Annotated in this window: 26 protein-coding genes and 1 pseudogene; 12 read left to right on the forward strand and 15 right to left on the reverse strand. The window is 68.5% G+C overall.

Annotated features, from left to right (window positions below; translation table 11 throughout):
- Positions 1–43: 43 nt before the first annotated feature.
- Both O5O54_RS09715 and O5O54_RS22420 read right to left on the reverse strand, forming a co-directional pair.
- Positions 44–1,264 carry an argininosuccinate synthase gene (locus tag O5O54_RS09715; RefSeq protein ID WP_279481103.1) on the reverse strand — a complete coding sequence of 407 codons (1,221 nt, stop codon included), beginning with the start codon at positions 1,262–1,264 and terminating at the stop codon, positions 44–46.
- A complete protein-coding gene (locus O5O54_RS22420; protein WP_407061683.1) occupies positions 1,192–2,037 on the reverse strand; it encodes a phosphatase PAP2 family protein in 846 nt (281 codons plus the stop codon). The genes O5O54_RS09715 and O5O54_RS22420 overlap by 73 nt, the downstream gene beginning before the upstream one ends.
- A 360-nt stretch (positions 2,038–2,397) precedes the next feature.
- Here O5O54_RS22420 and O5O54_RS09725 point away from each other — a divergent pair, with 360 nt between their 5' ends.
- Positions 2,398–3,036, forward strand: a complete 639-nt coding sequence (locus O5O54_RS09725; RefSeq protein WP_279481108.1) for a LysE family translocator — start codon at positions 2,398–2,400, stop codon at positions 3,034–3,036.
- 3 nt (positions 3,037–3,039) lie between these two features.
- Here the strand turns inward: O5O54_RS09725 and O5O54_RS09730 are convergent, their stop codons facing one another.
- From O5O54_RS09730 to O5O54_RS09765, 8 genes and pseudogenes are all read right to left on the reverse strand, one after another.
- The gene (locus tag O5O54_RS09730) at positions 3,040–3,699 is read right to left on the reverse strand and encodes a glutathione S-transferase (RefSeq protein WP_279481111.1); all 660 of its coding nucleotides are present in this window, start codon (positions 3,697–3,699) and stop codon (positions 3,040–3,042) included.
- 151 nt (positions 3,700–3,850) lie between these two features.
- Positions 3,851–3,967 (reverse strand): annotated as a pseudogene (locus O5O54_RS22425) (hypothetical protein); the annotation flags it as partial.
- A gap of 11 nt (positions 3,968–3,978) precedes the next feature.
- Entirely contained in the window at positions 3,979–4,416 is a 438-nt protein-coding gene (locus tag O5O54_RS09740; RefSeq protein WP_279481114.1) for a hypothetical protein, read from the reverse strand.
- Between the two features lie 22 nt (positions 4,417–4,438).
- The gene (gene rlmN, locus O5O54_RS09745) at positions 4,439–5,668 is read right to left on the reverse strand and encodes a 23S rRNA (adenine(2503)-C(2))-methyltransferase RlmN (RefSeq protein WP_279481116.1); all 1,230 of its coding nucleotides are present in this window, start codon (positions 5,666–5,668) and stop codon (positions 4,439–4,441) included.
- 199 nt (positions 5,669–5,867) lie between these two features.
- Positions 5,868–6,368, reverse strand: coding sequence for an invasion associated locus B family protein (locus tag O5O54_RS09750; RefSeq protein WP_279481120.1), 501 nt, complete (start codon positions 6,366–6,368; stop codon positions 5,868–5,870).
- Positions 6,369–6,618: 250 nt separating this feature from the next.
- Positions 6,619–7,080, reverse strand: a complete 462-nt coding sequence (locus tag O5O54_RS09755; RefSeq protein WP_279481122.1) for a YkvA family protein — start codon at positions 7,078–7,080, stop codon at positions 6,619–6,621.
- A gap of 76 nt (positions 7,081–7,156) precedes the next feature.
- Positions 7,157–7,738, reverse strand: a complete 582-nt coding sequence (gene thpR, locus O5O54_RS09760; protein ID WP_279481125.1) for an RNA 2',3'-cyclic phosphodiesterase — start codon at positions 7,736–7,738, stop codon at positions 7,157–7,159.
- A gap of 189 nt (positions 7,739–7,927) precedes the next feature.
- A complete protein-coding gene (locus tag O5O54_RS09765) occupies positions 7,928–8,578 on the reverse strand; it encodes an arylesterase (RefSeq protein ID WP_279481127.1) in 651 nt (216 codons plus the stop codon).
- A gap of 86 nt (positions 8,579–8,664) precedes the next feature.
- Between O5O54_RS09765 and O5O54_RS09770 the strand changes: the two genes are divergently transcribed.
- The 5 genes from O5O54_RS09770 (at position 8,665) to O5O54_RS09790 (ending at position 14,186) form a co-directional block, all read left to right on the forward strand.
- Entirely contained in the window at positions 8,665–9,372 is a 708-nt protein-coding gene (locus O5O54_RS09770) for an ABC transporter ATP-binding protein (protein ID WP_279481128.1), read from the forward strand.
- Between the two features lie 68 nt (positions 9,373–9,440).
- Entirely contained in the window at positions 9,441–11,933 is a 2,493-nt protein-coding gene (locus O5O54_RS09775) for an ABC transporter permease (RefSeq protein ID WP_279481371.1), read from the forward strand.
- Between the two features lie 212 nt (positions 11,934–12,145).
- Complete coding sequence (locus O5O54_RS09780) at positions 12,146–12,925, forward strand: Bax inhibitor-1/YccA family protein (RefSeq protein ID WP_279481130.1); 780 nt, start codon at positions 12,146–12,148, stop codon at positions 12,923–12,925.
- Positions 12,926–13,062: 137 nt separating this feature from the next.
- On the forward strand, positions 13,063–13,620 hold the full coding sequence (locus O5O54_RS09785; RefSeq protein ID WP_279481132.1) for a GNAT family N-acetyltransferase: 558 nt from the start codon (positions 13,063–13,065) through the stop codon (positions 13,618–13,620).
- Positions 13,617–14,186: a cysteine hydrolase family protein gene (locus O5O54_RS09790; protein ID WP_279481134.1), complete on the forward strand. Its 570-nt coding sequence runs from the start codon at positions 13,617–13,619 to the stop codon at positions 14,184–14,186. The genes O5O54_RS09785 and O5O54_RS09790 overlap by 4 nt, the downstream gene beginning before the upstream one ends.
- On the opposite strand, the gene O5O54_RS09795 is transcribed toward O5O54_RS09790, so the two are convergent.
- From O5O54_RS09795 to acnA, 3 genes are all read right to left on the reverse strand, one after another.
- On the reverse strand, positions 14,167–14,571 hold the full coding sequence (locus O5O54_RS09795; protein ID WP_279481136.1) for a DUF2794 domain-containing protein: 405 nt from the start codon (positions 14,569–14,571) through the stop codon (positions 14,167–14,169). The two genes, O5O54_RS09790 and O5O54_RS09795, sit on opposite strands and share 20 nt — an antisense overlap.
- A gap of 122 nt (positions 14,572–14,693) precedes the next feature.
- The gene (locus O5O54_RS09800) at positions 14,694–15,404 is read right to left on the reverse strand and encodes a DUF1223 domain-containing protein (RefSeq protein WP_279481138.1); all 711 of its coding nucleotides are present in this window, start codon (positions 15,402–15,404) and stop codon (positions 14,694–14,696) included.
- A gap of 248 nt (positions 15,405–15,652) precedes the next feature.
- Positions 15,653–18,406, reverse strand: a complete 2,754-nt coding sequence (gene acnA, locus O5O54_RS09805) for an aconitate hydratase AcnA (protein ID WP_279481139.1) — start codon at positions 18,404–18,406, stop codon at positions 15,653–15,655.
- A 378-nt stretch (positions 18,407–18,784) separates the two neighbouring features.
- Between acnA and ccmA the strand changes: the two genes are divergently transcribed.
- Genes ccmA through O5O54_RS09835 form a run of 6 tightly spaced genes read left to right on the forward strand, consistent with a single transcriptional unit; the run spans position 18,785 to position 22,094 of the window.
- Positions 18,785–19,456 carry a heme ABC exporter ATP-binding protein CcmA gene (gene ccmA / locus O5O54_RS09810; RefSeq protein WP_279481141.1) on the forward strand — a complete coding sequence of 224 codons (672 nt, stop codon included), beginning with the start codon at positions 18,785–18,787 and terminating at the stop codon, positions 19,454–19,456.
- Complete coding sequence (gene ccmB / locus O5O54_RS09815) at positions 19,456–20,115, forward strand: heme exporter protein CcmB (RefSeq protein WP_279481143.1); 660 nt, start codon at positions 19,456–19,458, stop codon at positions 20,113–20,115. The genes ccmA and ccmB overlap by 1 nt, the downstream gene beginning before the upstream one ends.
- A gap of 15 nt (positions 20,116–20,130) precedes the next feature.
- Positions 20,131–20,559 (forward strand): GNAT family N-acetyltransferase, encoded by a 429-nt coding sequence (locus O5O54_RS09820; protein WP_279481144.1) that lies wholly within the window; start codon positions 20,131–20,133, stop codon positions 20,557–20,559.
- A 41-nt stretch (positions 20,560–20,600) separates the two neighbouring features.
- Complete coding sequence (locus tag O5O54_RS09825; RefSeq protein ID WP_279481147.1) at positions 20,601–21,353, forward strand: heme ABC transporter permease; 753 nt, start codon at positions 20,601–20,603, stop codon at positions 21,351–21,353.
- Positions 21,354–21,357: 4 nt separating this feature from the next.
- Positions 21,358–21,513 (forward strand): heme exporter protein CcmD, encoded by a 156-nt coding sequence (ccmD, locus tag O5O54_RS09830; RefSeq protein WP_279481149.1) that lies wholly within the window; start codon positions 21,358–21,360, stop codon positions 21,511–21,513.
- Positions 21,510–22,094, forward strand: a complete 585-nt coding sequence (locus O5O54_RS09835; protein WP_279481150.1) for a DsbE family thiol:disulfide interchange protein — start codon at positions 21,510–21,512, stop codon at positions 22,092–22,094. The genes ccmD and O5O54_RS09835 overlap by 4 nt, the downstream gene beginning before the upstream one ends.
- On the opposite strand, the gene O5O54_RS09840 is transcribed toward O5O54_RS09835, so the two are convergent.
- Both O5O54_RS09840 and O5O54_RS09845 read right to left on the reverse strand, forming a co-directional pair.
- Positions 22,091–22,216, reverse strand: a complete 126-nt coding sequence (locus O5O54_RS09840; RefSeq protein ID WP_279481153.1) for a hypothetical protein — start codon at positions 22,214–22,216, stop codon at positions 22,091–22,093. The two genes, O5O54_RS09835 and O5O54_RS09840, sit on opposite strands and share 4 nt — an antisense overlap.
- A complete protein-coding gene (locus tag O5O54_RS09845) occupies positions 22,213–23,427 on the reverse strand; it encodes an MFS transporter (RefSeq protein ID WP_279481155.1) in 1,215 nt (404 codons plus the stop codon). The genes O5O54_RS09840 and O5O54_RS09845 overlap by 4 nt, the downstream gene beginning before the upstream one ends.
- Positions 23,428–23,487 lie beyond the last annotated feature (60 nt).

Here is a 23,487-nt window from a genome sequence, read left to right on the forward strand (position 1 = left end):
GCGGATCGCTCCGCCGGCCCTTTTCGCATTGACCGCCCGTGGCTTAGAGGCCGTTGCGCTTGGCCAACGTGCGCAGGCGCAGGGCGTTGAGCTTGATGAAGCCGGCGGCGTCCTTCTGGTCGTAGGCGCCCTGGTCGTCCTCGAAGGTGACCAGCTTGTCGGAATAGAGCGACTTCGGGCTCGTGCGGCCGGTGACCATGACGTTGCCCTTGTAGAGCTTCAGCGTCACTTCGCCCTCGACATGCTCCTGGCTCTTGTCGATCAGCGCCTGCAGCATCTCGCGCTCGGGGCTGAACCAGAAGCCGTAGTAGATGAGTTCGGCATAGCGCGGCATCAGCTCGTCCTTGAGGTGCGCGGCGCCGCGATCCAGCGTGATGCTCTCGATCGCGCGGTGCGCGGCGAGCAGGATCGTGCCGCCCGGCGTCTCGTAGACGCCGCGCGACTTCATGCCGACGAAGCGGTTCTCCACGAGGTCGAGGCGGCCGATGCCGTTGTCACGGCCGTAGTCGTTGAGCTTGGCAAGCAGCGAGGCGGGCGACAGGCGCTCCCCGTTGATCGATACCGCATCGCCGCGCTCGAAGCCGACGGTGATGACGGTTGCCTTGTCGGGCGCGGCCTCCGGCGAGATCGTGCGCATGTGGACGTATTCCGGGGCCTCGACGCTCGGGTCCTCGAGCACCTTTCCTTCCGACGAGGAGTGCAGGAGGTTGGCGTCCACGGAGAAAGGCGCTTCGCCCTTCTTGTCCTTGGCGACGGGGATCTGGTGCTTTTCGGCGAAGTCCAGAAGGTCGGTGCGGCTCTTGAACGACCAGTCGCGCCAGGGGGCGATGATCTTGATGTCGGGATTCAACGCATAGGCCGACAGCTCGAAGCGGACCTGATCGTTGCCCTTGCCGGTGGCGCCGTGGGCGATCGCGTCGGCGCCGGTGCGCTTGGCGATGTCGATGAGGTGCTTGGAAATCAGCGGCCGGGCGATCGAGGTGCCCAGAAGATAGACGCCTTCGTATGTCGCGTTGGCGCGGAACATCGGGAACACGAAGTCGCGCACGAACTCCTCGCGCACGTCCTCGATGAAGATCTCCTTGATGCCCAGCATCTCGGCCTTGCGGCGCGCGGGCTCGAGCTCCTCGCCCTGCCCGAGATCTGCGGTGAAGGTGACGACCTCCGCGTTCAGCTCGGTCTGGAGCCACTTCAGGATGATCGAGGTGTCGAGGCCGCCGGAATAGGCGAGAACGACCTTCTTGACGTCGCGCGGAAGAGCCATGCTTCGGAATGTTCCCGGATAGAGGACGATCGCGCCCGCAATGGTGAGCGCCGACGGTGCCGTTCGGGCGATAGGCTCCCGAGGGTTCCGTCGGGCGCTCTTAACAAAGCGCCGATGGCGAAGGAAGAGCTCAGGGCGCGGCGTGTCCGGGCGAATGGGCGTTGCAGGCATCCGTCCAGGGTCATGTCGATCCGCGCCGCCCGAGAGGCCAGGCACCGCCATACCGTCATGGCCGACAGAGCCACCAGCACCCAGGAGACGAGGACGTCCGAGAGGAAATGGCTGCCGAACGCGATCCGGTTGACGGAGAAGGCGGCGGCGAGCACCGCAAGAAGCAGGACGACGGCCGCCCGCCAACGTCGAGGAACGAGCAGCGCCAGCATCGGCAGCACGGCGGCCGACGCGGCTTCGCCCGACGAGAAGAGCAGTTGCGGAGGCAGGCATCCGAGAACTGCCAAGCGGTTGTGAAGCGATCCTGGCCACCGAAAGCCAGAACATCCTGCGGGCGCGCGCGGCCGATCGTGTTCTTGAGGAGGTGCACGATTCCGAGCGGCCCGACCAGATAGGTCCCGAGGATGCTGAGGACGACGGTCGGACGGGGCAGGCGAACGACGAATGTCGTCGCACCGAGGCTGCGGCCGAGCAGCGCCATGATGAGACCGCCGACGATCCCGATCGGCAGCACACGGTTGAGGTCGCGCAGCGCGAGGAGTGTCGGATCGTGCGACAGGGGAAAGCCGCCGCTTTCCGGAGCGAAGAGACCTGAAGCCCATAGGTCGAGCTTCGGGGCAGCGGCGAAGACGGCGCTCACGACGACGAGAGTTGCCACGAGGACGAGGGGCGTGTCGCTGCCGGTGCCGGAGGCGGCCAGTCTGTATCGACGGGTCGCGGACATACAGAAGGTCATCGCGCAGGGCATCGCGCCCCCATACCGCCTCGACGATGCCGACATACCTGGCTCCCCTTGGTCCTTAGCTGGCGAAATAGCGGCGCAGCTTTCCTAGGGGTGCGAGATGACGTAGGAGTGATCCTGCGATGACGGCGGTGCGACAGCGGCTCGCGACCGGCTGCCGCTGCTACGTCGCGCATCTCTGGAAGCGCCGGCTTCGGACCGGCACGTCGGTCGAGGCCGCATGACCTTTCTGCCGGACTTTTCTGCGCTCCTGGCCTTCACGGTCGCGGCCGTGGTCCTGACGATCACACCAGGTCCGGACATGACGCTTTTCCTGGGGCGGACGCTCGCGCAGGGGCGGGCGGCTGGCTTTGCGGCCTATTGCGGCGCCTGTACCGGATCGCTGATCCACACGACGCTGGCCGCCGTTGGCCTGTCGACCCTGATCGCCGCCTCGCCCGAGGCGTTTCTGGCGCTGAAGGTGGTGGGGGCGGCCTATCTCGTGTGGCTCGCCGTCCAGGCCATCCGTCACGGATCGTCGCTTTCGGTGGAGCGGGGCAAGGTGCCGCCCCAGTCCTTCGCGGCCAACTGGGCGACGGGGATCGGGATCAACCTCCTGAACCCCAAGATCATCCTGTTCTTCGTGACCTTCCTGCCCCAGTTCGTCGCGGTGGGCGACCCGCATGCGGGGGGCAAGCTGTTCTTTCTCGGCGTCTACTTCATCGTCGTTGCGACGCCGATCACCGTGGCGATGATCTTCGCCGCCGACCGGATCGCGGCGACGCTGAAGGGCAAGCCGGCGGTGATGCGGTTCATCGACTGGCTCTTCGCCTCGGTCTTCTCCGCCTTCGCCATCCACATCCTGCTCGCCCGCGCCTGATCCTCAGGCGTAGGCGTAGGGACCGCCCTTCTCCAGCGCCGCCCGGTAGGCGGGCCGCGCATGGATGCGCTCCACGAAGGCCGAGAGGTTCCGCCGCCCGTCGAAGCCGATGCGCGAGCCGGCCGCCTCCAGCGGGAAGCTCATCATCACGTCGGCCAGCGTCGGCTCGAGGCCTGCGAACCAGCCCGTCTTCGCCAGCGCCTCATCCCAATAGTCGAGAAGCTCGGCGAGGCGGGGCTTCAGAAGCTTCGCATCGACGCCCCGCATCAGCGCCTTGGCGACCGGCCGGATGGGGAACGGGGCCTGGGAGGGGATGCGCGCGAAGACCAGCTTCATGAAGAGCGGCGGCATGGCGGAGCCTTCCGCATGGTGCAGGAAGTGCTGCATCCGCCACCAGTCGGCGGTGTCCGGCGTGGGCTGGAAGCGGCCGCCGCCATAGGTCTCGGCGATATAGGCGACGATGGCGCCGGTCTCGGCGAGCGTCAGGTCGCCGTCGGTGAGGACGGGGGATTTTCCAAGCGGATGCACCGCCTTCAGTTCCGGCGGCGCGGCCAAGCTCGGAAGACGCTCGTAGCGGCGGATCTCGTATGGGACGCCGAGCTCCTCGAGCAGCCAGAGGACTCGTTGCGAGCGCGAGTTGTTGAGGTGATGGATCACGATCATGCCCGGCGAACTGGCACGATCGGAGAGGGCGGCAAGGGGCGTGGCCTACTTCCCCGCCGCCTTGCGCAGCGCCTCGGCCATCCGGTCCTGGCCAGCCCGGCCCTTCTTCCTGGAACCACTCCAGGACCTCGGAATCGACGCGCAGCGTCACCTGCTCGCGCCGTCCGGGGATCGCCGGCGCCTCGCGGACGCGCTCCGTGGGCTTCACGGTCGCGGCCTTGAAGGCCGCCTCGGCGGCATCGCGCGGGTTGGTCGGGCGTCGGGCCATGGGAGGTTCCTTCAGGCTGGGGGAGGGGGAGGCGTTGCCTCGCGACGGCGCCAGCCGCCTGCGCCGTGCCCGGCGACGATCCAATAGACGAGACCGAAGGCGAGCCCGGCGACGATCATCGCCGTTTCCAGAGACGCGCTGCCCGCGCCCGGCGGGATGTGCGCGGCCATGAATCCGGCGGCGAGCCCGGCCGCCGCATGGAGGAGGATCGAGCGCTTGCCGAGCGCCTCGGTCAGAACCATGAACACGCCCCAGGGCAGCAGGGCGGCGGTTCCGACCTGAGCCGCCTGCGCGAAGAAGCCGAGCGACAGCTCCGTCCAGACGAAGGGGTCGATCGCCGCCGCGGAAGGCAGGTCGATGAAGGGCCAGAGCAGCGCGAAGCTCGCGGCGAAGCAGGCCAGCACGAAGCCGACCGGGATCAGGAACAGGAAGCGCAGGACCTGGGCCACGCGGGGGAAGCGCCTCGGTTCGTCAGCCCGCGACCGCCGCCTCCAGCGCCAGCCGGTCGCCGCGCTTCATGCGCTCGGACTCGGACTTGAGCTGGCCGCAGGCGGCGAAGATGTCGCGCCCGCGCGGCGTGCGGATCGGGGAGGCGTAGCCGGCCTGGTTCACGAGATCGGCGAAGCGCTCGATCTGATCCCAGTCCGAGCACTCGTAAGGCGACCCCGGCCAGGGGTTGAAGGGGATCAGGTTGATCTTGGCCGGAATGCCCTTGAGGAGCCGCACCAGCTCGCGCGCGTCGGCGAGGCTGTCGTTAACGCCCTTCAGCATCACGTATTCGAAGGTGATGCGCCGGGCGTTGGAGAGGCCGGGATAGGCGCGGCAGGCGTCCATCAGCTCCTTGATCGGGTACTTCTTGTTGATCGGCACGAGCACGTCGCGCAGCTCGTCCGTCACCGCGTGGAGCGAGATGGCGAGCATGACGCCCATCTCCTCGCCTGTCTTCGGGATCATCGGCACGACGCCGGAGGTCGAGAGCGTAATGCGGCGCTTGGACAGGGCCAGCCCGTCGCCGTCCGAGACGACGGCCAGCGCGGACTTCACGTTGTCGTAGTTATACAGAGGCTCGCCCATGCCCATCATGACGACGTTGGACACGAGGCGCCCTTCGGACGGCACGATCGCGCCCTGCGGCGTCGCGGCGTCGGGGAAGTCGCCGAGCCGCTCGCGCGCGGTCAGCACCTGGCCGACGATCTCGGAGGGCTCGAGATTGCGCACGAGGCGCTGCGTGCCGGTGTGGCAGAAGGTGCATGTGAGCGTGCAGCCGACCTGGGACGAGACGCAGAGCGTGCCGCGCCCTTCCTCGGGAATGTAGACGGTCTCGATCTCGACCGGGCGCCCGGCGCCGCGCGAGGGGAAGCGGAACAGCCACTTGCGCGTGCCGTCGACGGAAATCTGCTCCTCGACGATCTCCGGCCGGGCGATCTCGAAATGCTGGTCCAGCGTCGCGCGCAGGTCCTTCGAGACATTGGCCATCTGCGAGATGTCCTTGACCCCGCGCACGTAGAGCCAGTGCCAGAGCTGCTGGACGCGCATCCTGGCCTGCTTGGCGGGAATGCCGGCCTCGACCAGCGCGGCGCCCATCTCCTCGCGCGACAGGCCGAGCAGCGAGCGCTTCGCAAGGGCCGGCGCCGCCGAGAGGGCGGGGGCGGCCGGACGCAGGGCTTGCGCGGAATTCGTGAGATCGATCGACACGCTCATGGATGCACCTTGCCCATGCGAGGCGGCGATCTGCCCCGCTTTCCGCTCTGCTCTTCGTCTGGATCGGTTTCAAATGATCCGAAACGGGCGATTTCGCAAGGGCTTGGACGCGATTGCCTGCCATGCGGGGACACGCGGACACGAAAAAGGCGCCGGATCGACCGGCGCCTCCGCACGTCTTCGGCTTTCGCCGGAATGCCTACTTGCAGCTCGACAGCGAGTTGATCGCCGCCGTCACGCCGGACAGGGAGTAGGTGTAGTTGGTCTGCGTGCCGCGCTGGGACACGGCATCCACCTTCATCGCCCTGCCGGCCTTGAGCGCCGCCACGAGTTGGGGTTCCTCGGCGGCGTTCTCCACCCAGGCGCTCTCGCCGCGCGTGAACAGGGTGAATTTCTTGCCGTCGATGTCGACCGTGACCTTGGAGCCGTCGCGCATGGGATAGCCCATGACGACCTGCGGCTCAAAGGCGCTCTTGTTGCTGGGCTTCTGGGAGACGAGGAAGAAGATGTCGCCGTGATCGACGCTGGAGGGCTGCATCGTCTTCGGCGTCGAAAGGATGTAGCACACCTTCGAGCCGCTGGCGTCGTAGGAATAGCTGCCCCAATCGTTGAACTGGTTGACGCGGGTCGGTGTCTGGGCGGCAGACGCCACGCTGGAGAGCGCCACCATCGCCACCGCCGCCGTCAGAGCATACTTCATGGAAGAGTTTCCCCGCTTGGTCCGGAAATGCCATTCGACGCACGGCCCGTCGGCAGGCCGTGCGCGCTCAAGGCCGCAGGGTGGGCTCAAAGCCTTTCCACAGGGTAAACGAACCGGAAATTCCCGAACACGCGTTCGAGACGTCCCGTCGTCGGGTGAACGACCCCAAAGTGGCTGAAACTTCGCCAGGCGACCGAGAGGACGAGAACGGAACGATTGGGGCGATAGTGGGACAGCGTCCTCGCAAGGTTCAGGCGGTGCGGGGGAAGGCCTCGTCCGCGTCCTTCAAGGTTTCGCGAGCCCGCTCGTAGTGCTCCGGCCGGATGTTCTTCTGGACCGCGGTGAAGGCCGCGAGGAGGACGGCGGCGTCGTCGGTGAAGCCGAGGCCGAAGATGAAGTCTGGCACCACGTCGAAGGGCAGCACGAAGTAGGCGAGCGCGGCGAGCAGCACGCCGCGCGAGGCGGCGGGCGTCTGCGGATCGAGCGCGCAGTGGTAGGAGGCGACGACGTCCTCCATGAATGGGATGTGCCGCGCCGCGCGCTTCAAGGTCGAGAAGAAGCCCTTGCGCACCTTGTGTTCCTGCCGGGCCTGCTCCGCCTCGTCGCCGGGCAGGAGGATCTCGCCCACCAGAACCTCGTCCGGCGCGGTCGGAGCGGCATTGCCCGTTTCGCTGAGGCTCTTGCCGATCGTGGGTCCGCTCTCGCCCGTCATGCCCGTCTCCTGCCGTGGTATCCCGGCGATATGGCGCGCGCCCGGCCGGCTTTCAAACCGGCCGGGCCGCCGTTCGTCAGCGTGCGGCGTAGGCGAGGGCACTCGTGTCGCGCACCGGGGGGACGGCGTCCAGCGGGAACGCCTCCTCCATCACATAGGGGCCGCCGCCGACCGAATCCTTGGATGAGAAGAGCACGAAGCGAGAGGCCTGGAAGGCTGGGGCGCGAAAGCCGCCGCGCAGGGCGAGGTAGTGGGCAACCTCCTCGCTCTTGCCGTTGCGCAGGCGCGCCAGCGTCACGTGCGGGGTGAACTTGCGGGCGTCGCAGGGCAGGCCGAGGCGCTTGAGGATGCGGTCGATCTCGCCCTGGAGGAGGTCGAGCGGCTGCGACGGCTCGACATCGGCATAGACCGAATGCGGCTTCTTGCCGCCGAAGGCACCGAGGCCGCGCAGCGAGACGGGAAAGGGCGCGCGCGACACGCGGTCGAGCCCGGCCACAATCTCATCGGCCATTCGCGCCTCGACATCGCCGATGAAGCGCAGGGTGAGGTGGTAGTTCTCCGGGTCGATCCAGCGGGCGGAAGGCAGGCCGCCGCGCAGGAAGGAGAGCGAAAGCGCGGCGTCGCGCGGGATCTCGAGGGCGGTGAACAGTCTCGGCATAGCACGATCCTTCCCGTTCAGGGTCACGCTCGAAACCAGACGCCTGCCTGCCACGAGAAACGCGACCGAGTGCCTTACCCCCGGAAAACTTTCATCACGTATCGTGGACTTCAAGGCTTGGCCGAGGCTTCTGCACAGAAGCCGGGCATGCGTTGCTGCGGTGCACCAGCCGGACGGAGGCCTGGGCCGTCACCCTTGCGCGGCGGATGTCTCCAGCGCCTCGATCACTTGCGGCAGGATGCCCTTCACGATCACCGCCACCCCTTGCGCGTTGGGATGCATGTAGTCCCGCTGGTTCAGGGCGCCGTCGCCGGCCACGCCCTCAAGGAAGAACGGGTAGAGCGGAACGTCGTGCTTGGCCGCGAGCTCGGCATAGATCGGGTTGAAGCGGGCGGCGTAGTCCGGACCCATGTTGGGCGGGCTCAGCATGCCTGCGAGGAGAACCTGCGTGTTCGGCCGCGCCGTCAGCTTTTCCAGGATCGCGTCGAGATTGGCGCGCGTCACGTCGGGGCTGACGCCGCGCAGCGCGTCGTTGGCGCCGAGTTCCACGATTACGACGTCGGCGGAGGCGGGCACCGACCAGTCGAGCCGGGCGAGACCGCCCGTGGTAGTGTCGCCGGAGACGCCCGCGTTGACGACCCTGGCAGGGTGGCCCGCCGCGTTCAGCGCCGCCTGGAGCTGTTCGGGAAAGGATTCGCCGGGACCGACGCCGTAGCCGGCCGACAGGCTGTCGCCGAAGGCCACGACTTCCCGGACGGGATCCTGAGCCTTCGCAGGGGCGGCGAGCGCCAGGCCGAGACCGATCGTCACGAAGGCGAGAAGCGATTGGAAGCGCTGCATGGGCCACCCATATTCCGCGTTGCGGCAAGACGCCGGGCGCCGCGCGCCCGGCCGTTTCATGCGCGGGATATAGGAAGGGCGTCGCCTTGGCTGAAGCAGCGGTCCGGTTACGAAATGTTCAACTGACGCTGGGAACGGGCCGCAGCGCGGTGCATGTCCTGAAAGGCATCGATCTCGACGTGGGGCGGGGCGAGTCCGTCGGCATCGTCGGCCCGTCGGGCTCCGGCAAGTCGACCCTTCTGATGGTTCTTGCGGGCCTGGAGCGCGCCGACGAAGGGCTGGTCGAGATCGCCGGCCAGGCGCTCGGACCCTTGAGCGAGGACCAGCTCGCCGCCTTTCGCGGGCGGCACGTCGGCATCGTATTTCAATCCTTCCACCTCATTCCCAACATGACCGCGCTGGAAAACGTCGCGGTGCCGCTGGAGCTCGCCGGCGTTCCCGACGCCTTCGCGCGCGCCGAACGAGAACTTGCCGCCGTCGGCCTCGCGCAGCGCGTCACCCACTATCCCGGCGAACTGTCGGGCGGCGAGCAGCAGCGCGTGGCGCTGGCGCGGGCTCTCGCGCCCGAGCCCGACATCCTGATCGCGGACGAGCCGACCGGCAATCTCGACGGCGAGACCGGCGCGCAGGTCGCCGACCTCCTGTTCTCCGAACAGGCGCGGCGCGGCATGACGCTGATCCTCGTGACCCACGACAAGACGCTGGCCGCCCGCTGCGGGCGGGAGGTGGCGGTGCGCTCCGGCCTCATTGAGGCCGGCGGCAAGGCGCCCGTCTTCGCGGAAGCCGCACAGTGAGCGCAGCCGCCCCGTCAGCCCGCTCGCCCGCCGGCCTCCGGCTCGCCCTCCGCTTCGCCCTGCGCGAGATGCGCGGCGGTCTGCGCGGCTTCGTCATCTTCCTCGCCTGCCTGACGCTCGGCGTCGCCTCCATCGCGGCGGTGAACTCGGTGTCGGAGATGATGACGAGCGGCATCCAGCGCGAGGGCCGCACGATCCTGGGCGGCGACATGCGCTTCGGCCTCAACCAGCGGCAGGCCTCCGCCGACGAGCGGGCCTTCCTGGCGGGCTACGGCACGGTGGCGGAAAGCGGCTCGCTGCGCTCCATGGCGCGGCTGCCCGACGGCTCCAACCAGACCTTGAGCGAGGTCAAGGCGGTCGATGCCAACTACCCCCTCTTCGGCGCGGTCGGCTCCGAGCCGGCCGAACCCCTGCCGACGCTCCTCGCGGAGCGCGACGGGCGCTACGGCGCCCTGGCCGCCCCGGAGTTCTTCGACCGCCTGGGCCTGCGGCCCGGCGCGACGATCCTCCTCGGCGGCATCGAGATCGAGCTGCGCGGCGTGCTCACCCGCGAGCCGGACGTCCTGTCCGACGGCTTCATCTTCGCGCCGCGCCTCCTCGTATCGCTGGATGCGCTGGCCGCCACCGGTCTCGTCCAGCCGGGCTCGCTGGTGGAATACGACTACAAGCTCCGCTTCGCAAATCCCGCGACCGAGGCAGACGCGGTGCAGGCCGAAGCCAACGCCCGCTTTCCGCAGGCCGGCTGGAGCATCCGCGACGCCAGCGAGGCGGCCCCCTCGCTCCAGCGCAACATCGAGCGCTTCTCGCAGTTCCTGACGCTCGTCGGCCTCACCGCGCTGGTGGTCGGTGGCGTCGGCATCGCCAACGCGGTGGCCGCCTATCTCGATTCCAAGCGCACGGTGATCGCGACCTTCAAGAGCCTGGGCGCCAGCGGGCGCTTCGTCGTCACGGTCTATCTCCTCCAAATCCTGATCCTCTCGACGGTCGGCATCGTGCTCGGGCTGCTGCTGGGCGCGACCGCGCCCTTCTTCGCCGCGCGCTTTCTGGAAGCGCACATCCCGATCGCGGCCGAGGCCTCCGTCTATCCCGTCGCGCTCCTGATCGGCGCCGTGTTCGGCTATCTCACCGCGCTCGCCTTCGCCGTCCTGCCGCTCGGGCGCACGCGCGACGTCGCGGCCACGGCCCTGTTCAGGTCCAACGACGGGCCGGGCAATTTTCGTATGCGCTGGGCCTATGCCGGCGCGGCGATCGCGCTCGCCGCCGCCATCGCGGGCCTCGCGCTCCTGATGTCGAGCGACAAGCGCGTGGCGGCGGTGTTCCTCGTCGCGACCGGTGTCGCCTTCGTCATCCTGCGGCTGGTGGCCGTCGCCATCCGGTGGGGCGCGGCGCGCCTGCCGCGCGTGCGCTCGACGCCGCTGCGATTGGCCATCGGCAACATCCACCGCCCCGGCGCGCTGACCGCCTCGGTGGTCCTCTCGCTCGGGCTCGGGCTGACGCTGCTCGTCACCCTGGCCTCCATCGACCGGAACCTGCGCAACGAGATCGGCGGGACGCTGGCGGCGCGGGCGCCGAACTTCTTCTTCGTGGATATCCAGTCCGCCGAGGTCGACGCCTTCCGCACGAAGATCGCCGAACTCTCGCCCGGCTCGACCCTCACCGACGTGCCGATGCTGCGCGGTCGCATCACGCAGCTCAACGGCACGGACGTGTCGAAGATCGAGGTCCCACCGGAAGGCGCCTGGGTGCTGCGCGGCGATCGGGGCATCACCTACGACGCAACCCTTCCGGACGGCGCGACGCTCATCGCTGGCGAGTGGTGGCCGGCCGATTATGCCGGCGAGCCGCTAGTCTCCTTTGCCGCCGAGGAAGGGCGCGAACTCGGGCTCAAGCTCGGCGACACGATCACCGTCAACGTGCTCGGCCGAGAGATCACGGCGCGCATCGCCAATTTCCGCGAGGTGCAGTGGGAGTCGCTCGCCATCAACTTCGTGATGGTCTTCTCGCCCAACACCTTCGCCGGCGCGCCCCATGCCTGGCTGGCGACGCTGGAGATGGCGAACGACACGGCGGACGCCGAGCGCACGGTCCTGTCGGGCATTTCCAACACGTTTCCCGCCGTGACAACGGTTCGCGTGAAGGATGCACTGGATGCGGTCAACGCCCTGGTGGCGCAGCTCGCGCTCGCCATCCGCGCCGCGGCGGCGGTTGCGCTGGTGGCCTCCGTCCTCGTCCTGTCGGGCGCGCTGGCGGCGGGCAACCGGGCGCGCGTCCACGACGCGGTCGTCCTGAAGACGCTGGGGGCGACGCGGGCGACGCTGATCCGCGCCTATGTCACCGAATACATGTCGCTGGGCGCGGCGACAGCCTTCTTCGCCGTAGGAGCGGGAGCGCTTGCGGCCTGGTACGTCGTCGCCCGGATCATGCGGCTGCCCTTCGCCTTCGACGGCGGGCTCGCGGTCGCGACGCTGGTCGCCGCGCTGGTCCTCACCGTCGGGTTCGGGCTGGCCGGCACCTGGCGCATCCTCGGCCAGAAGGCGGCGCCGGTCCTGCGGGAGCTGTGATCGCCGGACGCGGTTAACGCCGCGCAAATAACGGAAATTTAATCGCCAAAGCGCGGTTCGCCGTGCCTTGGGCCGCCCGACCGCCCTTGTGCACTGCGTGCCACCTTCGCATATTTCCTCTGAAAGGTTGCTGCGAGTCCCGCCAGCGGCGCCCCGGCTCGACCATGAGCCGAACGACACCCGACGGGATGACATGCGAAAGGACGACGTTGATGGCTGAAAAATGGAACAGTGGCGTCAGGAGCGTTCCGGCTGCGGGCAGCCGGGTCGACGCCTCGATCGACCAGGGCCTGCGGGCCTACATGCTCAAAGTCTACAACCTGATGGCCATCGGCCTCGTCATCACCGGCGTGGCGGCCTACGGCCTGTTCTCGCTGGCGACGACGACCGATCCGGCGCTCGCCGCGGCCGAATTCAACGGCACGATGCTGACCCAGCTCGGCGTGACGGTGTTCGTCTCGCCGCTGAAGTGGGTGCTGATGCTGGCGCCTCTGGCGATGGTCTTCTTCCTGTCGTTCCGCGTCCATAAGATGAGCGTCTCGGCCGCGCAGACCACCTTCTGGGCCTATGCCGCGATGGTCGGCCTGTCCCTGTCGACGATCTTCCTCGTCTACACGCAGGAATCGATCGTCCAGGTCTTCTTCATCACGGCTGCCTCGTTCGGCGCGCTGTCGCTCTTCGGCTACACGACCAAGCGCGACCTGTCGGGCATGGGCTCGTTCCTGATCATGGGCGTGTTCGGCGTCATCATCGCGATGATCGTGAACATCTTCCTCCAGTCCTCGGCGCTGGGCTTCGCCATCTCGGTGATCGGCGTCCTCGTGTTCGCCGGCCTCACGGCCTACGACACGCAGCGCATCAAGGAGATGTACTGGGAAGGCGACGACACGCTCGTGGCCGGCCGCAAGGCGATCATGGGCGCCCTGTCGCTCTACCTGAACTTCATCAACATGTTCATGTTCATGCTGCAGCTCTTCGGCAATCGCGACTAAGCGATTGCGAGAGAAGCGGATACCGGGGGCGGCCTGCGAGGGCTGCCCCTTTTTCATGGGCGGGGAATGCCCCAGCGTTGAGGCGGCGGATTGGCGGCTCTAAGCTGACGGGACACGAATCCCCCACGGCAGTGACCATGAGCGCCTTCACCCTTCGCGACGCCACAACCGGCGACATTCCCGCGATCACCCGCATTTACGAGGAGGCCGTGCTCCACGGCACCGCCACCTACGAGCTGACGCCGCCCGACGAGGCGGAGATGGCCGCGCGCATGACCGCCACGCTTCGCCAGGACTACCCGTATTTCGTGGCCTGCGATGCCGAGGGCGCCGTGATCGGCTACGCCTATGCCGGCCCGTTCCGCGCCCGGCCGGCCTATCGTTGGACGGTGGAGGATTCGATCTACCTCGCGCCCGAGGCCAAGGGGAGGGGCGTCGGCACGGCGCTCCTGCGCCGCCTTCTGGATGCGGCCCAAGACAAGGGCTTCCGCCAGATGATCGCGGTGATCGGCGGGGCCGACAACGCGCCCTCCATCAAGGTCCACGCCAAGCTCGGCTTCACCCATATCGGCGTGTTCGAAGGGTCCGGCTTCAAGTTCGGCCGGTGGATTGATACCGTCTTCATGCAATACGCCCTGAACGGCGGCAAGGCGACGCTGCCAGACGAGGCGGTCTATCCCGGCACGCTGACATGAGCACGGCCCTCGTCGTGATCGACGTGCAGCTCGCCTTCGCGCAATGGGAGGCGGCGGGGCGGCGCCGCAACAATCCGGAAGCGCTCCGGCGCATCGCCGAGCTTCTGTCGGCCTTCCGGCAGGCCGGACTGCCGATCGTCCATATCCGGCACGAGAACGCCACCCCCGGCTCGTCCTTCCACCCGCAGGCGAGCGGCTACGCGGTGGAAGACGTCGCGCGCGAGCGACCCGGTGAACCGGTGATCGTGAAGACCGTCAACAGCGCCTTCATCGGCACCGATCTGGAAGCAAGGCTTCGGGCGGCCGGCGTGACGCGCGTGGTGATCTGCGGCGCGACCACGAACCATTGCGTCGAAACCACGACCCGAATGGCCGGCAATCTCGGCTTCGACGCGGTGCTGGTCGAGGACGCGGCGTGGACCTTCGACCTCGCGGGGCCGGACGGACAAATTCACCGGGCCGAAGACGTCCACGCCATGACGCTCGCCAATCTCTCGGGCGAGTTCGCGACGATCGCCACGGCGGAGGCGGTGGCGCGCGAGATTCTCAGTCCTCGATCAGCTTGAGGGCCTTGTCGAAGACGCGCAGCACGGGCTCAAGCTCGTGGCCGCGCTTGAGGACGAGGCCGCTTGCGGCGGTCACGCTGTAGGCGCCCTGGCGTCGGGCCAGCTTGGGATTCTTCTCGATGCGGAAAAGCGGCATCTCGGAAGCGCGGCGGAAGATCGAGAAGACGGCGCGGTCCCTCAACGTGTCGATCGCGTAGTCCCGCCACTCGCCCGCCGCCACCATGCGCCCGTAGACCCGGAGGATCTGGCCGAGCTCGTGCCGGTCGAAGGAGACGATCTCGGGAGCGGCGGAACCCCGGACCGTCGCGAGGTCGATCAGGGTGGCGGAAGGCTGCGGCAGTGAATCGGTCAAATCGTCCATTCCCCATTTCCGTCCCGCCGGCATGCGAAGGCTCGGCGGGCAGGACACGCCACATCGGCCTCGCAGCCTGCGACATCATCCTGTCATGGAAATGGAGGCAGGCCCAGCCGGTTGCAACGCTTCACCCACCGAACGTCTCCTGACGCTCAGAACTCCAGCGCGGCGGCCGCCAGGATCGGGCCAGGCTTGTTGTCCGTGCCCACCATCTGGAGAATGGCCGCGTGGCCGGTTCGCCCCTTGCCGTCATTGTCCTCGGCCAGCAGGCCGAGCGGCATCTCCACCTCGATCGACTCGCGATCCACCGAGCCGAGGATGCGCCAGTCGCGCACCGGGAAGTGGTCCACGCGGATCCCTCCGGTCTCGCCCTCCGGCACCGCGGTCTCGACCCGCTCGCTATAGGTGACGAGAATGAGCACGGGCGCCGGACGGCCGGGCTCGCCGCCCGAGGCCTTCGCCTCGATATGCAGGGCGTTTCCCTGCCGGCGCATGCGGATCTCACCGGTAGCGGTCGAAGCGCCGAGCGGTGTCTCGGCCATGGCGCTGGCGACAGCCTCTTCGTCGCCCCCGTCCACCGCCCGCCGGCCGTTGACGACCACCTGGGGTGTGACGAGCGCGCCGAGCTTCAGTCGCTTGGCGTAGCTCTTCTGGCGCTCCGTGTTCTTGCGATCGGCCAACTGGTCGCGCCAGCCCGTGTAGTCCCAGTAGTCCACATGATAGGCGAGCACCACGACGCCGGGCGCAGAACCCAGGCGTGCGGCGACGGCGCCGGCCGGCCGGCAGTCCACACAGCTCTGGCTGGTGAAGAATTCCAGGACGCCGCTCACCTCGCGGCTGGACGCGCTGCGATCCTGAGCCATTGCAGGTCCCGCAAATGCGAGGCCGGCAAGGCCGAGAAGCCAAAGGGACGACAATCCGCGTGACGCCATGAGGTACGTACTCCATCCGCCTTCGACCATCTCCTAGATGGACCGGACGGGCTCCGGACAGAAGCGCGGATTGATCGCGACGCGTTCAATTGGGGGTGAGCCCTCGGCTGCCCCAACGAAAACGCCGCCGCCCTCTCGGGCGGCGGCGCTGGAGACGCAGTCGAACGGGTGGCCGCCGATCAGGCGGCGAGCTGGCGCAGCACGTAGTGCAGGATGCCGCCGTTCTTGAAGTATTCCAGCTCGTCCAGCGTATCGATGCGGCAGAGCAGCGGAACGGTCAGCACTTCGCCGTTGGGGCGGGTGATGGTGGCGTTCATGGTCTGGCGCGGCTTGACCTCGGTCAGCCCCTCGATCGTCACGGTCTCCTCGCCCGTGAGCCCGAGCGACTGCCAGCTCGTGCCTTCCTGGAAGACGAAGGGCACGACGCCCATGCCCACGAGGTTGGAGCGGTGGATGCGCTCGAAGCTCTGCGTGATCACGGCGCGAACGCCGAGGAGCACGGTGCCCTTGGCCGCCCAGTCGCGCGAGGAGCCGGTGCCGTATTCCTTGCCGGCGAAGATCACCAGCGGGACCTCGTCCTTCTGGTACTTCATCGCCGCGTCGTAGATCGCGAGCTGCTCGCCGGAGGGGAAGTGCTTGGTGATGCCGCCTTCGACGCCCGGCACCATCTGGTTCTTGATGCGGATGTTGGCGAAGGTGCCGCGCATCATGACTTCATGGTTGCCGCGACGCGCGCCATAGGAGTTGAAGTCCACGGGGCGCACCTGGTGCGAGACGAGGTACTCGCCCGCCGGACCGTTCTTCTTGATCGAGCCGGCCGGCGAGATGTGGTCGGTCGTGATCGAGTCGAGGAAGAGCGCGAGGACGCGCGCGTTCTTGATGTCGGTGACGGCTTCCGGCGTCATCGACATGCCCTCGAAGTAGGGCGGGTTCTGCACGTAGGTCGAACGGTCGTCCCAGTCGTAGGTCAGGCCGCCCGAGACCGCGATCTTCTGCCAGTTCGGATCGCCCTTGAAGACGTCGGAGTAGCGGGTCTCGAAGAGGTCGCGCGTGACCGTCCGGCGGACGATCTCGGTGACTTCCTGCGTGGTCGGCCAGATGTCCTTCAGGAAGACGTCGTTGCCGTTCTGGTCCTTGCCGAGCGGGTCCTTCGTGATGTCCACGAACATCGAACCGGCGATGGCGTAGGCCACGACGAGCGGGGGCGAGGCGAGGTAGTTCGCCCGCACGTCCGGGTTCACGCGGCCCTCGAAGTTGCGGTTGCCCGAAAGCACCGACACGGCCACGAGGTCGTTCTTGTTGATCGCCTCGGAGATCGGCTCGGCCAGCGGGCCGGAATTGCCGATGCAGGTCGTGCAGCCGTAGCCGACGAGGTTGAAGCCGAGGGCGTCGAGGTCCTTCTGGAGCCCGGCCTTCTCGAGATATTCGGTGACGACCTGGGATCCCGGCGCCAGCGAGGTCTTGACCCAGGGCTTCGGCTTCAGGCCGAGGGCCGCCGCCTTGCGGGCGACGAGGCCGGCGGCGACCAGCACGTTCGGGTTGGACGTGTTGGTGCACGACGTGATCGCGGCGATCACGACGTCGCCGTCGGAGATGCCGTGGTCCGCGCCTTCCACCGGATGGCGCACGGTGTCGGGCGTCTGGGCCGGGGGCGTCGCGCCCTCGTCCATGTAGCGCGAATCGCCGACGGAGGAGGGCAGCTCGCTGGTCTTACGACCGCCCTGCAGCTCGGTCAGCGCGGTGCGGAACTTGGCCGAGGCTTCGGTCAGCGCGACGCGGTCCTGCGGGCGCTTCGGGCCGGCGAGCGAGGGGACGACGGTCGAGAGGTCGAGCGAGAGCGTGTCGGTGAAGACGGGCTCGGCGGCCGACGCGTCGAACCACATCCCTTGCGCCTTGGCATAGGCCTCGACCAGCGCGATGCGCGCCTTGTCGCGGCCGGTCGCCTCCAGATAGGCGATCGTGTCCTTGTCGATCGGGAAGAAGCCGCAGGTGGCGCCGTATTCCGGGGCCATGTTGGCGATGGTCGCCTGGTCCTCCAGCGTGAGGTTGGCGAGGCCCGGGCCGTAGAACTCGACGAACTTGCCGACGACGCCCTTCTTGCGCAGCATCTCGGTGACGGTGAGCACGAGGTCGGTCGCCGTAGTGCCCTCGGGCAGCTTGCCGTCAAGGCGGAAGCCGATGACTTCCGGAATCAGCATGGAGATCGGCTGGCCGAGCATGGCCGCCTCCGCCTCGATGCCGCCGACGCCCCAGCCGAGAACCGCGAGGCCGTTGACCATGGTCGTGTGCGAATCGGTGCCGACCAGCGTGTCCGGATAGGCGATCGTCTCGCCGTTCTCGTCCTTGGTCCAGACGGTCTGGGCCAGGTATTCGAGGTTCACCTGGTGGCAGATGCCGGTGCCCGGAGGCACGACGCGGAAGTTCTGGAAGGCGCCGGAGCCCCAGCGCAGGAACGTGTAGCGCTCGCCGTTGCGGTCGTATTCGACGTCGACATTCTTGGCGAACGAGTCCGGCTGGCCGAAATAGTCGACCATGACGGAGTGATCGATCACGAGGTCGACCGGCACCAGCGGGTTGATCTTCTTGGGGTCGGCGCCGAGCGTCTCGGTGGCGTCGCGCATGGCGGCGAGATCCACGACGGCGGGAACGCCGGTGAAGTCCTGCATCAGGACGCGCGCAGGGCGATAGGCGATCTCGTGACCCGCCGTGCCCTTGTCGTCCAGCCACTTGACCATGGCGCGGATGTCGTCGGCCAGGACCGTGCGGCCGTCCTCGTTGCGCAGAAGGTTCTCGAGGATCACCTTGAGGGAGTAGGGCAGGCGCGAGGCGCCCTGCAGTCCGTTCTTTTCGGCCTCCTTGAGGTCGAAGTAGACGTACTGCTTGCCGCCGACGTCGAGCGTCTTGCGGCTTTTGAAGCTATCGGGATGGGACATAGAACTCTCGTTCCTTCTCGAACCAAAGAATGTCCGAAAGGCGAACGACCGCCGTGCCCTCGGGCCGGGCACGATGGAGATGCGGGTACGACCATTTCCGCCCGTCCGCCTCAGTACCCGCCCGGAAAACGAGCGGGGCACGGAGATCGGCGCTGATGACTCCACGCCGGTCGCTGGAGTGGTTGGGCGCCTTATAGGCAAGATTGTAATCGCTATAAAGGGGGAAAGCCGCGCCGCCGCGCCTTTGGGTTAGGGAATTCCACCTTCGCTCCACCCTCGCGCGCCGCGGCTTGCCTTCGCGCCGCGCGCCCGCCAGAAACGCAACTCCCATCCTGCCGTCCCGGCCACCCGCCGGCTCTGGAGAAGAGGCGTCCGCCCGTGCTCGATCTCACCCTTTCCGGCCTCGTCGTCGGTCGCGGCCGGCGCGCTCTTTCGCGGCCGCTCGACCTGACGTTGAGCGCGGGCGAGGCGCTGGTCGTCACTGGGCCGAACGGGGCGGGCAAGTCGACGCTCCTGCGCACGCTGGCGGGGCTCCTGCCGCCTCTGACGGGGGGCGTCTCGGTCGCAGGCGCGCGCGTGCCGGACGGCGAGCCGGCGCGACGTCCGATCGAGGCCGCTCACTATCTCGGGCACCGCAACGCCATGAAGCCCGGTCGCACGGTCGGTGCCGAGCTCGCCTTCTGGGCCGACTTCCTCGGTCGCCCGGCCCTGTCGCCGGAGGAGGCCCTTGCGGCCGTCGGTCTCGACGGCGCGGCGGAACTCGCCGTCGGCGCCCTGTCGGCCGGGCAGCAGCGGCGGGCGGCCTTCGCGCGGCTTCTCGTCTGCGCGCGGCCGCTCTGGCTCCTGGACGAGCCGACCACGGCGCTCGACGGCGCCTCGCAGGCGCGGATCGCCGGGCTCTGCCGCGCCCATCGGGAACGGGGCGGGATCGTGATCGCCGCCACGCACCAGCCGCTCGACCTCGGCCCCGCGCGCAGCCTCCACCTGGAGCCGATCGCCGCTCCGGAATCCCTGCCGGCCGAGATCGGCGGCTGGGACGAGATCGGCTGATGCTGGCACTGTTCCGACGCGATCTCGCGCTCCAGCTTTCCGGCTCGGGAAGCGGTCTCGTCGGCGTCGTGTTCTTTCTGGCCGTGGTGGCGACGATCCCCTTCGGCGTCGGGCCGGATCTCGCACTCCTGTCTCGGATCGGACCGGCCATCCTCTGGATCGGCGCGCTGCTTTCGACCCTTCTGACACTCGACCGCCTGTTCCAGGCCGACCGCGACGACGGCGGGCTCGACCTGATTCTCACCGGACCCGTCGCGCCGCCGCTCGCGATCCTGTCGAAATGCGCGGCGCTCTGGACCGCCTCGTGCCTACCGCTGGTATTGGCGAGCCCGCTGCTCGGCCTGTTCCTGGCCCTGGAGCCGGCCGCGCTCGCCGCCACCGCGCTCACGCTTCTGGCCGGCACGCCCGCCATCGTGCTGATCGGCGCGGTCGGGGCCGGGGTCGCGGCCTCGCTGCCGCGCGGCGGCGTGCTCGTCTCGGTGCTGGTCCTGCCGCTGGCCGTGCCGGTCCTGATCTTCGGCGTCGCAGCCACCTACGGCGCGGTGAACGATCCGGCGCCGTTCCGTTCGCCCTTCCTGATCCTATGCGCGCTGACGCTTCTCTACGGCGTGCTCGGGCCCCTGGCGGCGGCGGCGGCGCTGAAGCTTTCTACCGATTGAACCGGAGCCGGAACGATGACCTACGATCTCGTCGCCCAGACGCCGTCGGCCGAGGACTATCGCCGCCTGCGCGAGGTCTCCGGCCTCAGCCCCAAGACGCAGGAGGCGGCCGAGCGCGGCCTTCGCGGCACGTTGTTCGCCGTCACGATCCTGTTCGAGGGGCGCACGATCGCCATGGGCCGGGTGATCGGCGACGGCGGCTGCTTCTATCAGGTCGTGGACATGGCGGTGGAGCCGGAGCACCAGGGGCGGGGGCTCGGCAAGCGCATCTTCGCCGCGCTGATGGACTGGCTCCACGAAAACGCCCCGAAGAGCGCCTATGTCAGCCTGATCGCCGACGGCGACGCCCGCCATCTCTATGCGAAATACGGCTTCGAGCCGGTCACGCCGGCTTCGATCGGCATGGCGCTGTGGATCGGTGGCCGGCCGGCGAAGGGAACCTGACGTTTGCGGCCGGGCTGGACCCGTTCTAGAAGCGTGATCTTATGAGCGACCTTGCCGCCCGTCCTTCCCGCTTCGCGCTTCTGGCGAACCCGACACGGTTCCTGGAACTGTCAGGGCGCGTGCAGCCATGGCTCTACGCCGCGGCGCTGGCGCTCCTGGCCGCCGGCCTCGGTCTCGGCCTCGCGGCGCCCGAGGACTATCAGCAGGGCACCACGGTGCGCATCCTCTTCGTGCACGTGCCTTTCGCTTGGCTGTCGATGATGATCTGGACGGTGATGAGCGTCTCGGCGCTCGGGCTCCTCGTCTGGCGCCACCCGATCGCGGAAGTGTCGATCCGCGCGGCGGCGCCGATCGGCGCCGTCTTCACCTTCCTCTGCCTCTTCACCGGCTCGGTCTGGGGCCGGCCGATGTGGGGCACGTGGTGGGTCTGGGACGCGCGCCTCACCTCCGTCTTCGTCCTGTTCCTGATGTATCTCGGCCTGATCGCGCTGACGCGCGCCTTCGAGGAGCCGCAGCGCGCGGGGCGCATGGCCTCGGTCTTCGTGCTGGTCGGCTTCGTGATCATCCCGATCATCAAGTTCTCGGTGGACTGGTGGAACACGCTGCACCAGCCGGCGAGCGTGCTGCGCATGGACGGGCCGACGCTCGATCCCGCCTATCTCTGGCCCCTCGCGCTCTCGGCGCTCGGCTTCTCGTTCCTGTTCTTCGCCCTGCACCTCACCGCCATGCGCACCGAGATCCGACGCCGCCGCCTTCTCAGCCTACAGCGCCGCCAGGCGCTGGGGAGCGCGTGAGGCCATGAGCGGCAGCTACTTCGCCTTCGTCGCGGCGGCCTACGGCATGGCCGCCTTCGCGCTCGGGGCCTTGAGCCTTTGGATCTTCCTCGACGCACGCGCCGTGAAGCGCCGCCTCGCCGCCCTAGAAGCGGCGATCGGCCGGGGGCGGGCGCGATGAGCGAGACGCGCCGCCGGCGCCCGCTTCTCGTCGTCCTGCCCGTCGTGATCTTCGCGGGGCTCGCCGGAACGTTCCTCTACCAGCTCCTGTCGGGCCACGACCCGCAGCTCCTGCCCTCCGCGCTGATCGGAAAGCCGGCGCCGCAAACCCGCCTGCCGCCGCTCGCAGGCCTCGCCGACGCCTCGGGCGTCCCGGTGCCGGGGATCGACCTCGCGGCGGGCGACGGCCGCACGCGCCTCGTCAACGTCTTCGCCTCCTGGTGTGTGCCCTGCCGCCAGGAGCATCCCGCGCTGATGGCCCTGTCGCAGGATCCGCGCTTCGTCATCGTCGGCATCAACTACAAGGACCAGCCGGACAACGCGCTCGGATTCCTTCGGGAGCTCGGCAATCCGTACGACGCGGTCGGAACGGACGAGGCGGGCCGCTCCACCATCGACTGGGGTGTCTACGGCGTGCCGGAGACCTTCCTGGTCGGGCCGGACGGCACCATCCTCTGGAAGCAGACCGGGCCGCTGACGCGCGAGGGCGTCGAGGGCGGGCTGCTACCGGCGCTGGCGAAGATCGCGGCCCCCGCCTCCTAGAGGCAGAAGCCGAAGGCCATGCCGGTCCAGAGGCCGAGTCCCTCGGCCTGCCACAGCGCATAGCCGAGAGCCGAAAGACCCGCGAGAAGCCCGAAGGCGGTCCATTCCACCGTGCGACTCATGCGGCGGCTCCCACCGGCGGGCGCAGGGGCGCGTCGCGGATCGGCAGGTTGGCGAGGCCCGCGATCACGGCCAGTGCGATCGATACCGTCCAGGCAAGATCGTAGCTGCCCGTGCGCTCGAACAGGAGCCCGGCCGCCCAGGCACCGAAGAAGGCGCCGATCTGGTGGCTCATGAAGACGATGCCGAAGAGCGTCGAGAGATAGCGCACGCCGAAGATCTGACCGACGAGGCCGCTCGTCAGCGGTACGGTGCCGAGCCAGAGGAAGCCCATGGCGCAGGCGAAGAGCGTCGCCGACATCGGCGTGAAGGGCACGGAAAGGAAGGCGACGATCACGACGGCCCGACCGAAATAGATCGCGGCCAGCACGTTCTTCTTTCGCAGCCGGTCGGCCGAAAGGCCGAAGACATAGGACCCGAAGATGTTGAACAGACCGACCAGCGCCAGCGCACGTGCGCCGACGCTGGGGTCCAAGCCCTGGTCGGCGAGAAAGGCTGGCAGGTGGGTCGCGATGAAGGCGACGTGGAAGCCGCAGACGAAGAAGCCGACGTTCAGGAGCCAGTAGCCGCCATGGCCGCCCGCCTGGCGCAGGGCTTCACCGAGCTTCTGCGGCGGGGCGGACGAGGCGGAAGGGGCGGACGACGGACGTCCGGCGATACCCGCCGCCAGCACCACCATGAGGGCCGCGAGCGCGGCGCCCGCCAGAAGCGCGCCGCGCCAGCCGAGGCCGGCGATCGCCATCTGCATGGCCGGCACCAGCAGGAACTGGCCGACGGAGCCGCCGGCCGTCACGATGCCGAAGGCGAGCCCGCGCTTCTCGGCCGGCACGAACCGCCCGACCGCCCCGAGCACCACGACGAAGGTGACGCCGGTCATGGCAAGACCGAGCAGCGTGCCGAGCGTCATCTGAAGGCCGAAGGCGCCCGAGACCTGCGAGGCGAGGACGAGCGCAAGCGCATAGAGGAGGCCGCCGACGGCCGCCACGCGCCCCGCGCCATGCCGGTCGGCGATCGCGCCGATGAAGGGCTGGGCGAGGCCGAGAAGAAGGTTCTGCAGGGCGATGGCCAGCCCGAACGCCTCGCGCCCGACGCCGATCTCGAGTTCCATCGGGCGCAGCAGGAGGCCGTAGCTCTGCCGCAGGCCCATGGCGATCGTGACGATCACCGCGCCGCAGAAGAGGGCGATCCAGGGGGAGCGGGCGGCTTGGGGCATGGCATCGTTTCCTGGAAGCCGAGCATCCGGGCTTCGACCTCAGGTTCTAATCCAAAGCCG

It is taken from the genome of Aureimonas sp. SK2 (genome assembly GCF_029813115.1).
Classification (GTDB): domain Bacteria; phylum Pseudomonadota; class Alphaproteobacteria; order Rhizobiales; family Rhizobiaceae; genus Aureimonas.